Consider the following 14,646-nt stretch of genomic DNA (forward strand, 5'->3'; position numbering starts at 1 on the left):
TTTAATAGTAGCACTCACCCCAGATTTCCTGTAACGTCTCCGGATTTTCAAGTTCATCACCATCATACCGGGTTTCGTATAAATCGGTTATAATCTTCATCTGGTCGATGTAGAGGAAAAAGCCCGATACGCGTTCCGTCGGCCTTGTCCACATTCTCAATTTGACGAGCTTAAGTCTTCTGGTTCGGGGGATATACCGTTCCGACTGCGGGATCGCGGAAGGTATATCGACGGTCAAATTTTTCCATCCGTTGTAATTGAGGTCGCCAAGATGGATAACGTGGACGATTCCCCTGTAATCTTCAAAATGGGCTTCCATATAATAGTTGTAATTGGAACCCCATACCCAGACACTGAACCCGCGCGCTCTCCCCTCGAACACAATCGGGTCGGATACCCACTCCTTTCCGTCCTTGTCGACAAAGATAACACGGTCCCTGTCGATGACATAATCCTTGTTGCATTTACTTGCCGAGGGCACGATATCTTTCGGATCGTCTTTACCCTCCACATACTCTCTCAGGTCGACAGCCGGATCGAACTGCCGGGCGGGCATAATGTCCACATAATTATAGCCTTTCCGGGTAAAGGAGGTATGCAGCCCAAGACAGTAAAGGGGAAGATTCTCGAGGTTTTTCCCGTACAAAGCTTCGGGCCAGGCATTCACCTTCTTTACCGTGATATCCGGTTTTTCCTGATTATCACGCTTGTCGAGATACATTTTTACGAACCTGCTCGGAATAACAACCCATCGTGAAAGCAGTTCTTCTCCCGTATCCGGATCGTCCTCAAAACTCTCGAGTATTTTCGATTCCAGATGCAACGTTCTGTTTTCCGCAATGACTGCCATGACCGGAATAAGTAGAAGTAAAAATACAATCGGTCTTCTTTTATGTACCATCGAGTTCATCATCCGCTCCTTTACCTTTTATGAGTCTTGTTTTTTAAATTACTTCAAATTATAGGAGGATGAAATAACTTTGTCAAACATTTTTCTTTCCCCCTCCACAAAATACACGCGGCACACTCCAAAGAGTCAGCCGGGTTCCGCCACCGCCTTGATACACGGCCGCAGTCGATCTTCCGTAATCATAGCGCGCCGATCCGTTATTCCGATGACTCCTCGATCTTTCCTGTTTTTTTCCTCAAGACAAACCGGTCGGAGAGATATTCGGGCCATTCGGCGGCACGGCCCCAGAGTATTTTTATATCGCCCATAAGCACACGCTCCTTCCATCGTGCTTTACCGTTATCCGGTACACCGATAAGACGAAACACCTCCCCGATAAGTTCCCCAATATCATCATCAAGGGACATGAGGACGATATCATCATAGCCGGTTGAGAGATTCCATTCTTCGAGGATGGCCAGCCCTCCCCCGTCTTTCAGATATTCGAGACAATAGGAGTTCATCATAAAAGCCCTGAGGAAATATATAACCACACCGTCATTTCTCATATCGTCTATCGTATTCTTTATCTTTACCCTGTCGTTGATATTCTCGATTTCGCTGAGAACGATTGCAGATTCATCGAGTACCGTCGAAAAACCATTCATAAATGCCTCATTCTCACGGTTCATTTCTTCCGTCAAAGCGTAAACGATAATCCCGGCCTTTTTACTACCGCCTCCTGATACCTCCGATGTTGTTTCCCCCGTAGTTATTCCTCCTTCAAGCAACCGCGCGGTAAGCTCTCCCGCCATTGCAAATCCCTTTTTTCTGTCAAAGACGACCGAAAGGAGATTTTGCGTCACATTTTCACCGGAAACCTTTCTTAATGTGACGAAAAGCCTGGTATCGAACGCCTTCGCGATGTCCATGGGTGATTCATGCAGCATGGAATCAAGCAGAACGATACCGGCATCCGATGCTTCAATATACTCTTTGAAAGAAATATCTTCGTCTTTTTCCACAACGATAAAACGCGGCTCGATATTATTTTTCCTGCATGCGTTCGTAATTTCTTGATAGGTTGCCGTGTCATTGAGGAGAAGCTCATGCCGGTATTCCCTCAATAGAAAAAGAAATGCCGCATGACCGCGGCACCCATACAATGACAGAAAACATAAAAATACTGCGATAATACCTGCAAGTCTCTTCATAAACGGTTTCCCCAATGTGACGATGACAATATAATGATTCATGCGCACTTGACAGAATTCGGTTTTATGATCATAGTAGGTTATTCACCATATCAATCGATCAAAGGAGTCTTTTTATGAGTCTATATAAAGAACTTGGATTTGTAAATACCAAAGAGATGTTTAAAAAAGCGATAAACGGGGGTTACGCGATTCCCGCATATAATTTCAACAACATGGAACAGCTGCAGGCGATCATCTTCGGGTGCCTTGAAAGCCGGTCGCCCCTCATACTTCAGGTATCCAAAGGGGCGCGGGAGTACGCCAATCAAACGCTTCTCCGTTACATGGCTGAAGGCGCCATGGCGATCGTGAACTCCCGCGAACATCCCATCCCCGTCGCCCTTCACCTTGACCACGGCGACAGCTATGAACTCTGCGTATCGTGCATCGAAATGGGATTTTCATCCGTCATGATCGACGGTTCACATCTTTCGTTTGAAGCTAATTGTGAACTGACGAAAAAAGTCGTTGATTATGCACATCGGCATGACGTGACCGTCGAGGGAGAACTCGGCGTTCTGGCAGGAATCGAGGAACATGTACAGCATGAAGTCTCCCATTACACGAATCCCGACGATGTCGAAGAGTTTGTCAAAAAAACAGGGGTCGACAGCCTGGCGATTTCAATCGGAACGTCACACGGGGCATACAAGTTCAAAGTAAAACCCGGCGAAAAGGTACCAGAACTCCGCTTCGATATACTCGAAGAAATCGAACGCCGTATACCCGGCTTCCCCATCGTCCTTCACGGCTCTTCATCCGTCCTCCCCAAATACGTCGAAATCATCAATGCATACGGGGGGCAAATGGAAGGAGCGGTCGGTGTACCGGAAGATCAGCTTCGAAAAGCGGCAAAATCCGCCGTATGTAAAATCAATATCGATTCGGACGGACGGCTTGTCATGACCGCCATTATCCGCAAACAACTGGCGGAAAATCCGTCGAACTTCGATCCCCGCAAATATCTCAAACCCGCACGGGAAGAACTGAAAGACATGATTATCAATAAGAACAGGGACGTTCTCGGAAGCGCGGGAAAAGGTTGATGTCAATACCGATTTAATCCTCACACACCGTCCCGTGTGAGGATTAAATTTACGGGGTGCTTATCCGGCCGCTGTCTGTCTCAAGACGCGGATTTCCCGTATGAGTCCTTTTCAAGCAGGTCGATTATTCCGGACACATATCGGCGTCATTCACCTAACAGGATAATTACGCGGAACCCCGGGAAGCCGTATCGGAACAGAAAGAAACGGCCGTTTATCACGGCTATCCCAGTTTTTTGAGGGTGACCAGATGGGTCAGACCGGTATCTTCCATTTTTATATCCAGCTGATAATCGCTAATACCGGTCTCGTTCAGCAATTTCCGGATATCATACCGCGAACGTTCGATGAGTATCCAGTTGGCCAGATATTCGATCCACGGACGATACGGATTATATTTGCCTATATTGGTGAAATATAAAAGCCCGTTTTTATTCAACATATCATTGTATACATTCTTCACGATTTTCCTGATATGCTTGTCTTTAAGATAATCGAATAATCCGCCGATGATGACGAGATCATACGGACCGTTTTCCATCAACGATTTTATACTTACGGAAAAATATCCCTTTATATATTGGCAACGATCGTTCAGGGCGGACAGGTTTTTTTTGGAAAACTCAAGAGCTTCTTCATCGGCATCATTCAAATACAGCCTGCAGGGCAGATGTTTCAGACAATCACTGATTACCGTGACGCCGCGGCTGTTACCGGAAGAAATGAGTAAAATTTTCGGTTCCCTGTGTCCTGAATTACCGTTTCCTGAATGATTCAGCACTATATCGAGTATCAACTGTGAATGGAAGAGGGTCTTATTCCTGTGTTGTTGTGCGGGCGGGCTGTGAAGGGCAAAATCCTCACAAAAATATTCAACGGTATTCTTTTCCGCCTTGTTTTCCGCGGTAAAAAGATATTCAAGCGTCTCGAAATCACCGGGGTATCCCCGCGGCCATTCCTGCAGTCGTTTTATAAAAGGTGACCTCCAATGGATTTGCCGCGCCGGTTCTACTATCTCAAGAATTTCATCCCTCGAGAGTCCCATTTTCTCACATTGCAGGATATTGGCACAGACATCCAGAATCGAGGAGACGACCTTGTGGTAGGAATAGGTTATGTTATTGCTTTTTTTGATCTTGATCCTGCAAAAGCAATCAATACTTCTTTCAAGCTTTTTCATGGTTACAAAAAAATCATTCGATTTTACACTATCCGCAACTGATTTAATCATGGATAACATCATATGTCAAGCTTTTTTTTGGACCGATGTATTTACCGTTAGATTTTGATTACATATACCGTCTCACAGGAACGGATGCGGTAATATAAACCGGTTTAGCTTTCCCGTATTTGCTGCGACAGTACGGCCGTTCATACGTACCGCCTGCCGGAAATCAGGGTTAATGGACTTGATTTTTTTAACGGGAAAGGATACAGTAACCCGACAAATAACGGTCAACATAAAAAATCGGAATCCGGGTGCGATATATGAAAGAAAAATACTTTACCAAAGAAATGAATTACAAAAAAATCCTTAGAAAAATCATGGTCGAGTCCCTGAAGATCACCGGGGCGATTGAATCTTTTGTATTATACGGTACAAATGAAACCCAAAAGAAGCATCTTCCCATAGAAGAATGGGACAGGGCGGTCGTATACGGGATTACCGGTAAAACACTGTTCGGACTTGTTGCGAAAATCAAGGTGTTTGTCGCCAAAATAAAAAAACTCGTTCCGGTGATGAATTATATCATAAAGGACGGAAAAAAAATCGAAAACTTCGGGGTTATCCCCTATCTCTTCAACAGATTTCATTCCCTGCACAAAAAAGGGATCACCGTTTTGCTGGTGCCGGAAGTCAAAAAATATGTCGAGGATTATAATCAGGAGTACGCGAAAATTCCTATTTATTCATACGACGGCCATAATCTGAAACGTCTGAACGAAGATGTACGGGTCATTGTGGGTATTATCAAAATAGGAAACTCGAGAAATTTTGTCTCCCTCCAGATTCCGCATTTCGGCATTATGGAACTCAATAATATCAACCAGCAATTACTGGCAAAGGGAAACGAAGAAAACCTCAAAATCATGCTGAACAGGCTTATATCCATGGTCAATGTCGCTTCACTGGCTTATTATCACCAGAAAGGGAAATATATCAGTGAAACGCAACGCATGGAAGATCTGCTGCACAAGGAGGAACTGCTACGGGATCTGAGTGCCACCATCAGGAGAAAAGAAAACGAGATTACCAGAAAAACCGAGGTGTTGAACAAGGTAATGCGTGAAAAATTCGATCTGGAACTCCAGCGAAACAAATTGTCCAAAGAGGTGTTGAAAGCGATCGAGACTGTCAAGGATATCCGGCATGAAACCGATACAAGCCTGGCAACGATTTCACATACCTCAAAGAACCTCTATATCGCACAAAAAAGTCTGACCGGTTTCGTCAACAAAAATATAGCTTCTATCGAGAACGAACTCGTGCTTCTCAAGAAAACGATCCAAGCAGTGACCAACCGCTATCCCAAAATCGGTGAATACCAATTCTGGAAGAATATTCGCATTCTGGCAAATCGGATGGCCGTTCATTACGAAAACCTGGGGTTCAATCACAAACGGTCTTCCGATCATATGAACCAGGTGATGGATTATATCCTTGCGGTCATCTCGCACCAACGCGGCACCGACTATATTGCGGAGGGCGACTATTATTCCGATCTCATAAAAATTCTGGACCGAATCAGAAAGACCCACAGGGAGCGGCTCGACAATCTCGGTATCAGCTTCGAATACATGAACAACACGGGGGACAAAACCGTCCTTATCGACAAGATCTATCACTTTCACCTCGAAGAGGATATCTTTATCAACCTGCTTATCAACTCGATTCAGGCATTGCAGGGAAAACCGAAAAAAAGAATATGGATTGAAATTTATTCGAGTCCGCCGGCCAATGGTGAATCCCGGTTTTATGAAATACATTACCGCGATAACGGATGCGGTATCCCCGCCGATAAGAAAAGCGTCATTCTCACCGGCTGGACTTCGAAACAGCAATACAATCTCACCGAAATCGATTCAAAAACGGAGCACGGGCTTGGCGGTAAAACCATTTTGAAACGCATCCAGAACGCGGGAGGAACGATAAAGGAAATCGGGATAGAAGGCGAGGGAGCGCATTTTGTTATCACCCTGGCCAAACATATAGACAAAAAGGCGAAAATAAAACTTTCAAGTCAAAACGAACCCGAAGCGGAAAAAATCGAATTCCCGTGGAACACCAAAAAACATATCCTGATCATTGATGACGACAAGTCGGTCCAGCACTATATCGCCGATATTTTTCAGGAAACCCTGATTCCCTCATTCGCCACCGGACAGGAGGAAGCCTGGAACAGAATATACAGCACGCACCCGCCCGACATTATTACCCTTGATCTCGATTTATTGAGTGCAGAAAAAGGAGAAAATCTGCTTTTCAATTTTCACATGAAGGGAATCACCAGAAAGATACCGATCGTTATCGTATCCGGCGCAGACAGGGCTTATGAAGAAGAAAAGCTGCAAAAGCTCGGGGCTGCCGCGATTTTTCAAAAGCCGATCAAGATCGATACATTACGTGAAAAGGTATTCAATCTACTTACAACCTTTCATCAAAAAAAATCGTGACTACGGTTTTTTTTGAGGTGCTATATCGGCTTCCCGGGACGGGGAATAAATTATATATCCCTCAGGAAATAGTATGTCGCGCAGGAACCGGCAAAAAGCACGAGACTCAGAATAAACGACAGCAAGACGAGGTTCGCCATATAGAAACACGTGATAAAACCCAGTGCGACGAGAAGGAAAAAGAGAAGCGAGCCGTATAAAATCTTCGTGGTTCTGAATGCATCGAAAAATTTGTCCGTGAGAAATGAAAGAAGAAGAATCGTTGAGAGCCACATAAAAGGGAGAATAAAAAGGAGATAAAAATCATAATCGCCGTAATACATAAAAAAATACTGAATTGCGACAAGGGAATAGAAACCGGAAAAAAAAGAGAAAAGATTGGGCATACTGCTTTTTGACGTCCGGGGAAGACGGAATTTCTGAAAGACCATGTAGCCCAGAAGCCCCGCACCGGTATAGCAAAAATGGTCTTTCAGGAAAAAATGAATATAAAGAAAAAAAGCCTTGTATGACCCCGGATGTTTCTGCTGAAAGAAAAGGGTGATGAGTAATGAAGGAAAAAACCAGACCGCGCCCTTGAAAAAATCGACATAATTGATGGATATCTTCCCTGTATCCATCGTGTTATACAGCGAAAAGAGGACATAAAATATCGGTACGGACAAAATCATAAAAAGAATCACGGGCAGATTATAATGATATGGGGGTGGATATGCAATAAGGAAAAACAAAAAAAAGCTTCATCAACCCCGAATGCCGGCTACTCCTTCTTTTCAGTTACCGTTTTCTGTCTGTACAACCTCGGAGTCACCCCGTTATATTTTTTAAAGATCTTGTAAAAATGGGTTTTATTGGTGAAGCCGGTCATTTCCATAATTTTCAGCATCGGAAGCGAGGTATTTTCAAGAAGTTCCTCAACCCGCGCGATGCGAACCTCATTGATCACATCGGTCATCGACTTCCCCGTAATCCTTTTAAAAAGCCGGCCCAGATACGCGGCGGACAATTTGTATTTGTAGGCGAATGTCGAGATTCCGAGATTGATGTCCATGTAGCTATGATGAATAACGTCGACAATCGTATTGACAAGCGAGTTATGGGCGGTACTGTTTCGTTTTTCGATTGCGGACAAAAAAACGTCAAAAAGCGCATTGAAAAGCTTTTTTGCCTCTCCGATTGTTTCCGAATTGATCAGACGCGAGAAAAAATTATAAAAGTCGAATGAAAACTCCAGTATATGCCGCCGTATCAATTTGTTGATGGTTTTATTAACCGTATACGCAACGGTATTCCGGCTCGTGATAATTGCGTTATACCCGTACGGCAAAGCGCTGTCGATAATGTCGTTGAAGGCGGCGATGAGGCTATCCCTGTCCGCATAATGCATGGCTTCGACAAGCTGTTTTTCTTTCTCATAGGGATACACGAATGTATCCCTGTTGCCGTGCATCCCGGCGATGAGGCTTTCATCGATAATCACCCCGTTACCCAGAATATATTTGTATTGCGCCATATGCAACACTTCTTCATAAAGAAGAGAAATATCCTTTTTACTTTTTTTCATTGAACCGACCACGACACTCACCGTTATTTCATACGTTTTCTCGATGTATATACGGATCTCCTCCGCGATCGACATCACCGACTCCCTGACAGAGTCGCCGGCATCATGCCCGATGTTGATAATAAAAACAAGTTGATGATCCGATGTTTCGATCCCTTCATTCCGATACTTTTTCTTCACTATCTGTGTCGCGGCATCGATGATACCGACGCGCAGGAGGTTTTGCTCATGGCCGGAATAATGTTCGCTGATTTCCGCATACCGGTCGATATTCACCATCAAAAGCGTGTAACCGCAATCGGTATCGAGGCCGATATTGAGTTCCTGAAGGAATCTGTTTAATTCATAATCACTCAGTTCATTCGACTGGGTGAAAAGCCTTCTCAAATTATATTGCTTGAGAAGGAGCGTATCGCTTTTCCTGTCCGCTTCTATGGCGATAAGCTTTTTGACGATATCGTCGATGGGTTTATACAATCGTTTTGCCAGAATAAAGGAAAACAAGGTACCGAGCAGGAGTATGGAGGCGGCGATGAAGAGGAGGTTTTTTCTCATTTCAAAAAGATCGTCCATTATTGTCGAGTAAGGGATCAGTTTCACGAATATCCACTTAAAAGATTCGATGAATGAGAATACGAGTAGCGTTCTTTTTGAGTCCAGATCGAGGAGAAGAATCCCCGATTTATTTTCGGGCGACAATACGGCCCGTATGTATTCGTAAATATGCGCATTCGAAAGCATCGGTTTCTTTGCGGTATCACCGATCAACAAGCGGTCGTCTTTATCGATGATGAGCACTTTAATATCCGGATTGATATCCACCGAGTCGATGATATCCCGCACCCATTTCTCCGAAATATTAATGATAATGGTGCCCGAGTGTTTCATACTTCGTACACCGGACAGATTGAACACAAAGGTATACACACCATACTCATCGAAATAGTTCTGCGTCACACCGGGTTCCCTGATAATGCGGGGAATGGGGATGAGTGTATTGAAGTGTTCGGAATTCTGCAGAATGGAATGTATTTCTTCGTCAAAAAAGGTGCCGATCGATTGTATCATGAATGTTTTGGCCGGAGAATTGATGTAATAGGTGTTATTCGAGGGATTGTAGATATATATCGAATGAATATACGGAATGAGATCTTTATATTTCTTGAAATGCGTAAGCGTCTTGTAGATCTCGACGGGATCGTTTAAGGGTGTAAAAAACAATCCGGAAAGGGTAAAATCGTTGAACATCTGTATTGCGATACTCTTCGACAGTTCCTGCATAAGCTTCGTACTCACGCCGGCCTGGAAAAGATTGTTTTTTTCACTTTCATATATTTTGTTGATGACGATATTCTCGAAATAAAAATAAAAGACAATCGTCAGAATAATGATGGAAAGGGTAACCGAGAGGGTGACCGTTATGAGAATCTTGATATGTATTTCCCTTTTCGTTTTTGTATTGTCCCGGGAATTCTTTTTGACCGGTGAAAATGTCGTACGCCCCTCTTTTCGAGTCATATCTAATAAAACCCTTATAATATAAAACAGGCCGGGGGTTCCCCTTCCTGTTTATCCCCCGTTCCGGAATGGCATTATTTGCTGCGAAGATATTCGGACCACTGCCTTCTAAACTCGTCTTTTACCCGCTTGAGGCCTGCCTGATACATCCGTCGGATCATATCGTCGTATCCCTCTTCCGGATCGATCATTCCCCAGATGAGGGGGTCAAGATACTGTGTTTTCACGGTATCGATCGCCGCCATTTCGGCCTCCACGGGAACCTTGTCGAACTTGAAATCCGCGAATTTCTTTTCCGTCCCTTTATCATATATTTTCTGGATCCACTCCCTCACCACCGACCAGGTCGAGCTTAATTTTGTCGGTTCGACCCGGTAAAATTTTTCCTCCCTCCAGCCCCACGGACACGGCCTGTCCCATGGGAATCCCGTTTTGTCCGCGGTCACCCCGTCGGGGAGTATGATTTCACCTTTCTCGTCCAGTTCCCAATGTTTGCCCCGTATACCGAATGTCGTTAAATCCGCGTATGCCTGGTCCTGATGCAGTTTCTCCAATAGCATCAGGGCCCGCTCCGGGTTCCGTGAAGAAACGGGAATTGACATCCCGTTGTTGTTTGCCGGGCTTTTCGGAGGACGCGGGAGTTTCATGTACGGCGACCACCAGTCCAGCTTCCATTCGGAGCTTTTTGCCGAAAGCCGCCTGTATTCTTCATTCGCGTTGATCGGATTAAGATTGGTGATCGCGCTCGTTCCTTTCAAAAAGGATTCCCTCGAATCGGTCATGTTCGCCAGAACATTCTTCGACCAGTATCCGTTCAGATAAAACCGCCGTGCATATGTCAGTGCACGGCGAAAGGTGTCATGTTCGAAGAGGACAAAGGGATGTTCCGGATCATTCTGGAAAACCTTGATGTAATTCATTTTCCCCACAACGAGATTTTCATCCGCGGAATCCGGCCAGCTTTCCATCCACATGGCCAATAATTCCGACATCACCTGATTGTCGAAACCGCCTGCATTATACGGGATGATTCCTTCCTTTTCCTTGACCGTTTTCATATACCTTTCGAGATCCTCTATACCTCTTATTTTCCCAAGCCCGTGTTTTTGGGCGAGATCGAGCCGGTAAAGCAGACCGTTTCCTTCGGGATCGGTGTATCGAAAAGGAAGCATATACACGTGACCATTGACGGATGCCTGTTTCAGTGTTTCGGAAGAATAACTCGCCCATGTTTTCGGGGCGTAGACGGGCGCAAGCTCCTCGAGGGCGTACAATGCCCCCTGTTTCGCCTGCTCATTGTAGATACTCCACGGCGCCATATGCACGAGGTCCACCTGTTCCCCGGAGGAGAGGACGAGTCTCAGTTTCGTGGTCCAGTCCGTCCACGTGGTAAAATTCACTTCCACAGTCGACGAGAGATCGCGAAGCATGAGTTCGTTCAATGCTTCGAGCGCACAATCATAATCGGGAACCGTGTCGCCGACAAGCCACATGACCAGTTTCACTTTTTTCAATTCCCGTGTTTCCTTTGACCGGAACTCTTTTTCTCCTCCACCGAAAACCGGGAAAACGCAACAGGTCATTCCGGCACAGAAAATAAGGCATCGTATCGCTTTTGTCATGACATCTTTCACGGATATCCCTCCTTGATTGCATATACGACAGGATTCCCGTCATAGTATATATAAAACAGATAAGAAGATAAACCGAAAAAAGTCTCCCCTGCCCGCCGCCCGTCATATTCCGCCCGGTACGGTGTATGAAATTAACGACGGGCGTATCCACGCCTGCCTTCCTTCTGCTATCGATACGGTTGCATCAGTATATGGGAAAACGCTAAAACAGTCACCGGGAATGATTAAAATATTGGGTGTCAAAACACCGGATATCGTATCGATCGCTGTTTTTATCGAAAATAATACTCCGATACTCCTTCCCTTTCCCGGTAATTATCACTATATTAAGGGGAAATTGTCATTGAGATTGTCTTTACATATCGGCCTTTCAGGATCGACAGAGAAAGAAGCGATACATAGACACTATTTTGATGCAGCACGCCCGCCTTTTTGCGGCAAGGTTTTCAAACAGGTCCTGGTACCGGACAATCTTAATTGTGTGGAAGGTGCTTTGATAAATGAAGAAAATTCGAATATATTTACTCTTACCGATTATCCGTAAGGGGCATCGGAGGGGATAAATCGTATATAACCATGCAATCAACAATTGACAAAACTTGAAATATTAATGATAATAGGAAGATATAATTGTATAAGGAGGTATATTGGCTACAAAAGATCTGAGAATTAATAACGGAATACGGGTAAAGGAGGTACGATTAATAAATGAGAATGGTGAACAAATGGGAATTGTCGCGACAGATAAAGCCCTTGCCATTGCAGAAGAAGCCGGGCTTGACCTTGTCGAAGTAGCCCCGACGGCAAAACCTCCCGTATGTAAATTGCTGGATTACGGCAAATATAAATTTGATCAGGAAAAACTGACTAAAGAATCTAAAAAGCGTTCAAAACAGAAAAAAGATAAAGAAATACGGATGCAACCGACGATAAACGATCACGATCTTCTTTTCAAGGTCAAACATGTTCAGGAATTTCTCGAACACGGTTGCAAGGTAAAGGTCACAATAAGATTCAGGGGAAGAGAAATGGCACATACAGAAAGAGGAAAAGATGTATTGGAAAAGATACTTTCGATTCTTGAAAATGTATATACAGTTGAAAGAAATCCGAAGCTGGAAGGACGGTTCATGTCGATGCTTCTGAAACCAAAATCGAAAAAGGAGGGAAAATAACCATGCCCAAGATGAAAACGAGAAAAAGCGCTGCCAAACGCTATAAACTGACGGGAAAAGGGAAGATAAAATATAAAAAGCAGGGATTACGCCATATTCTCACGAAGAAAACGAGCAAAAGAAAACGCCATTTGCGTCAAAGTCATATACTTAATCCGGTAGAGGCAAAAAGGATTAAAAAGTTATTGCCGTACGGTTAAGATTTTCCTTGAGCGAATATCCTGATATCGAATCGTAGATGGTTCACATTATCATAAAGGGAAGACATTCTCTTTACCGGGAACATATCAATTCAGTCTGAAAAACAGGAGATCGATAACGAGATCACGGATAGGAAAATCCCGTGCATTAATTGATAGAAGGAGAGCGAACTATTATGCCAAGAGCTATTGATGGAACCAGAAGGAAAAACAGACGTAAGAAAATACTCGATCGTGCAAAAGGTTTCTGGGGAAGACGAAGCACGAATTTCAAGACCGCAAAAGAAGCGGTTGCACGCGCCATGAGAAGTTCATATCGCGACAGAAAAAGAAAAAAAAGAGATTTCCGTACACTCTGGATCGCCCGTATCTCTGCGGTCTGCAGGGCACACGATATAACATATTCCCGGTTCATGAGCGGACTCAAGAAGGCGGGCGTTGTTATCGATAGAAAGGTGCTGTCCAATCTGGCGATAAACGATCCGGATGCTTTTACGAGTCTCATTGACATCGCCAGGTCTTCCTCCGGGGTGCAGGAATAAGAGGCGCCGTCGTTTTCATTCGTTTATATAATCAGAGACCGATATGTGATGCGAAGTGAGATACCCGGACGGTAATAATGTGTCATCGCAAACAGCAGACGGAATATACATGTAAAAAAATAAGATTTTTTGGGGAAACGCTATGATAACGATTCAACAGATAAAAGCACTCGAGCAAAAAGTAAACAAAGCGGTGGAACTCATAAGCCTTTTGAAAAAAGAAAATGACGTGCTGAAAAATACCCTGGAGATATCACAGTCAAGAATGAAGGAGCTGGAAAACCTCGTCGCCCAATTCAAAAACGAACAGGCGGAAATTGAAAAGGGAATAATGAATACCCTCTCGAAACTCAATCAGCTCGAGGATGACGTGAGTGAACCAGATGAACGTCAGGGGGAAAACAGGGCAATCAATGGTGATGAGGAATCCGTTTCATCTCTGCAGCAGGTACAGAACGATCAGAACCCGTCAATGGATGAAGCCGAAGAAAGCGAAAATCGGGATATGAACGGCACAGACATGTTTTCAGATAATTCGACCGTCGAAGATAACGGAGAAAACGCCACTCCGGATGAATCCGGAGAAAAAGAGAAAAAGGATAACCCTGATGCGCCGGACGGTGAAAGCGGGGATGAAGCGGAACTGGATATATTTTGATGCAGCCCAAGGTGCCCTGATGTGTGTATAACACAGGCACGACCGGCAATGAAAGCGGATTAGTTTTCGATGACGTATGAAACAAGATAAACACCAGCTAAAAGTAACCATACTCGGTGTTCCATTAACCATTCAGTCCGGGGAAGATTCACACTATCTCAACAAGATTGTCAATTACTTCATCTGTAAACTAAAAGAAGTCGAACGGGATACGACATTGAACGATCCGCTGAAAATATCAATGATGGCCGGGTTGAATATCGCGGACGAACTGCTAAAAGAAAAAAGAAGAAGGTTTGCGGGACAAGAGACGGCGGGAGAACCGGAAGAAATCGAAGAGATTACAGAACGACTGATTGAAAAAATAGACAAAAGCCTCCATTAGTGCGGTTTTCTCACATGCAGTTTTAATTATCACTAACTTGTTTCAATATAGACAATTATATTAAATGTCAAAAAACAGTTTGCTTTTTGAGAAAAGCGCCAAAA

The 14,646-nt window shown here is 44.2% G+C and carries 14 protein-coding genes; 8 read left to right on the plus strand and 6 right to left on the minus strand.

The window, feature by feature from the left end:
* Position 1 precedes the first annotated feature (1 nt).
* Both JW881_12780 and JW881_12785 read right to left on the minus strand, forming a co-directional pair.
* A complete protein-coding gene (locus JW881_12780) occupies positions 2 to 910 on the minus strand; it encodes a hypothetical protein (GenBank protein MBN1698382.1) in 909 nt (302 codons plus the stop codon).
* A gap of 197 nt (positions 911 to 1,107) precedes the next feature.
* Positions 1,108 to 2,103: a hypothetical protein gene (locus JW881_12785; GenBank protein MBN1698383.1), complete on the minus strand. Its 996-nt coding sequence runs from the start codon at positions 2,101 to 2,103 to the stop codon at positions 1,108 to 1,110.
* A 116-nt stretch (positions 2,104 to 2,219) separates the two neighbouring features.
* Here JW881_12785 and JW881_12790 point away from each other — a divergent pair, with 116 nt between their 5' ends.
* A complete protein-coding gene (locus JW881_12790; GenBank protein ID MBN1698384.1) occupies positions 2,220 to 3,191 on the plus strand; it encodes a class II fructose-1,6-bisphosphate aldolase in 972 nt (323 codons plus the stop codon).
* 223 nt (positions 3,192 to 3,414) lie between these two features.
* On the opposite strand, the gene JW881_12795 is transcribed toward JW881_12790, so the two are convergent.
* Complete coding sequence (locus JW881_12795) at positions 3,415 to 4,371, minus strand: class I SAM-dependent methyltransferase (protein ID MBN1698385.1); 957 nt, start codon at positions 4,369 to 4,371, stop codon at positions 3,415 to 3,417.
* 308 nt (positions 4,372 to 4,679) lie between these two features.
* Here JW881_12795 and JW881_12800 point away from each other — a divergent pair, with 308 nt between their 5' ends.
* Positions 4,680 to 6,866 carry a response regulator gene (locus JW881_12800; protein ID MBN1698386.1) on the plus strand — a complete coding sequence of 729 codons (2,187 nt, stop codon included), beginning with the start codon at positions 4,680 to 4,682 and terminating at the stop codon, positions 6,864 to 6,866.
* A gap of 50 nt (positions 6,867 to 6,916) precedes the next feature.
* On the opposite strand, the gene JW881_12805 is transcribed toward JW881_12800, so the two are convergent.
* The 3 genes from JW881_12805 to JW881_12815 form a co-directional block, all read right to left on the minus strand.
* On the minus strand, positions 6,917 to 7,486 hold the full coding sequence (locus tag JW881_12805) for a hypothetical protein (GenBank protein MBN1698387.1): 570 nt from the start codon (positions 7,484 to 7,486) through the stop codon (positions 6,917 to 6,919).
* Positions 7,487 to 7,626: 140 nt separating this feature from the next.
* A complete protein-coding gene (locus JW881_12810; protein MBN1698388.1) occupies positions 7,627 to 9,948 on the minus strand; it encodes a helix-turn-helix domain-containing protein in 2,322 nt (773 codons plus the stop codon).
* 74 nt (positions 9,949 to 10,022) lie between these two features.
* Positions 10,023 to 11,582: an ABC transporter substrate-binding protein gene (locus JW881_12815; protein MBN1698389.1), complete on the minus strand. Its 1,560-nt coding sequence runs from the start codon at positions 11,580 to 11,582 to the stop codon at positions 10,023 to 10,025.
* Between the two features lie 220 nt (positions 11,583 to 11,802).
* On the opposite strand from JW881_12815, the gene JW881_12820 reads away from it, so the two are divergent.
* The 6 genes from JW881_12820 (at position 11,803) to JW881_12845 (ending at position 14,542) form a co-directional block, all read left to right on the plus strand.
* Positions 11,803 to 12,126 carry a hypothetical protein gene (locus JW881_12820; protein MBN1698390.1) on the plus strand — a complete coding sequence of 108 codons (324 nt, stop codon included), beginning with the start codon at positions 11,803 to 11,805 and terminating at the stop codon, positions 12,124 to 12,126.
* Between the two features lie 103 nt (positions 12,127 to 12,229).
* Complete coding sequence (gene infC / locus JW881_12825; GenBank protein ID MBN1698391.1) at positions 12,230 to 12,757, plus strand: translation initiation factor IF-3; 528 nt, start codon at positions 12,230 to 12,232, stop codon at positions 12,755 to 12,757.
* Between the two features lie 2 nt (positions 12,758 to 12,759).
* Positions 12,760 to 12,957 carry a 50S ribosomal protein L35 gene (rpmI, locus tag JW881_12830; protein MBN1698392.1) on the plus strand — a complete coding sequence of 66 codons (198 nt, stop codon included), beginning with the start codon at positions 12,760 to 12,762 and terminating at the stop codon, positions 12,955 to 12,957.
* Positions 12,958 to 13,133: 176 nt separating this feature from the next.
* Complete coding sequence (gene rplT / locus JW881_12835) at positions 13,134 to 13,499, plus strand: 50S ribosomal protein L20 (protein ID MBN1698393.1); 366 nt, start codon at positions 13,134 to 13,136, stop codon at positions 13,497 to 13,499.
* 142 nt (positions 13,500 to 13,641) lie between these two features.
* Positions 13,642 to 14,157: a cell division protein ZapB gene (gene zapB / locus JW881_12840; protein ID MBN1698394.1), complete on the plus strand. Its 516-nt coding sequence runs from the start codon at positions 13,642 to 13,644 to the stop codon at positions 14,155 to 14,157.
* 76 nt (positions 14,158 to 14,233) lie between these two features.
* Positions 14,234 to 14,542, plus strand: a complete 309-nt coding sequence (locus JW881_12845; protein ID MBN1698395.1) for a cell division protein ZapA — start codon at positions 14,234 to 14,236, stop codon at positions 14,540 to 14,542.
* The last annotated feature ends 104 nt before the right edge of the window (positions 14,543 to 14,646 follow it).

This window comes from Spirochaetales bacterium, assembly GCA_016930085.1.
In the GTDB taxonomy this organism is placed as follows: domain Bacteria; phylum Spirochaetota; class Spirochaetia; order SZUA-6; family JAFGRV01; genus JAFGHO01.

Excerpts from the sequence above, each read along its gene's own strand:
- rpmI (MBN1698392.1), top strand. The coding sequence starts at position 12,760 with ATGCCCAAGATGAAAACGAGAAAAAGCGCTGCCAAACGCTATAAACTG.
- JW881_12780 (MBN1698382.1), bottom strand. The coding sequence starts at position 910 with ATGAACTCGATGGTACATAAAAGAAGACCGATTGTATTTTTACTTCTA.
- JW881_12795 (MBN1698385.1), bottom strand. The coding sequence starts at position 4,371 with ATGAAAAAGCTTGAAAGAAGTATTGATTGCTTTTGCAGGATCAAGATC.
- rplT (MBN1698393.1), top strand. The coding sequence starts at position 13,134 with ATGCCAAGAGCTATTGATGGAACCAGAAGGAAAAACAGACGTAAGAAA.
- JW881_12845 (MBN1698395.1), top strand. The coding sequence starts at position 14,234 with ATGAAACAAGATAAACACCAGCTAAAAGTAACCATACTCGGTGTTCCA.
- zapB (MBN1698394.1), top strand. The coding sequence starts at position 13,642 with ATGATAACGATTCAACAGATAAAAGCACTCGAGCAAAAAGTAAACAAA.
- JW881_12785 (MBN1698383.1), bottom strand. The coding sequence starts at position 2,103 with ATGAAGAGACTTGCAGGTATTATCGCAGTATTTTTATGTTTTCTGTCA.
- JW881_12820 (MBN1698390.1), top strand. The coding sequence starts at position 11,803 with ATGATTAAAATATTGGGTGTCAAAACACCGGATATCGTATCGATCGCT.
- JW881_12810 (MBN1698388.1), bottom strand. The coding sequence starts at position 9,948 with ATGACTCGAAAAGAGGGGCGTACGACATTTTCACCGGTCAAAAAGAAT.
- JW881_12790 (MBN1698384.1), top strand. The coding sequence starts at position 2,220 with ATGAGTCTATATAAAGAACTTGGATTTGTAAATACCAAAGAGATGTTT.
- JW881_12800 (MBN1698386.1), top strand. The coding sequence starts at position 4,680 with ATGAAAGAAAAATACTTTACCAAAGAAATGAATTACAAAAAAATCCTT.
- JW881_12805 (MBN1698387.1), bottom strand. The coding sequence starts at position 7,486 with ATGGATACAGGGAAGATATCCATCAATTATGTCGATTTTTTCAAGGGC.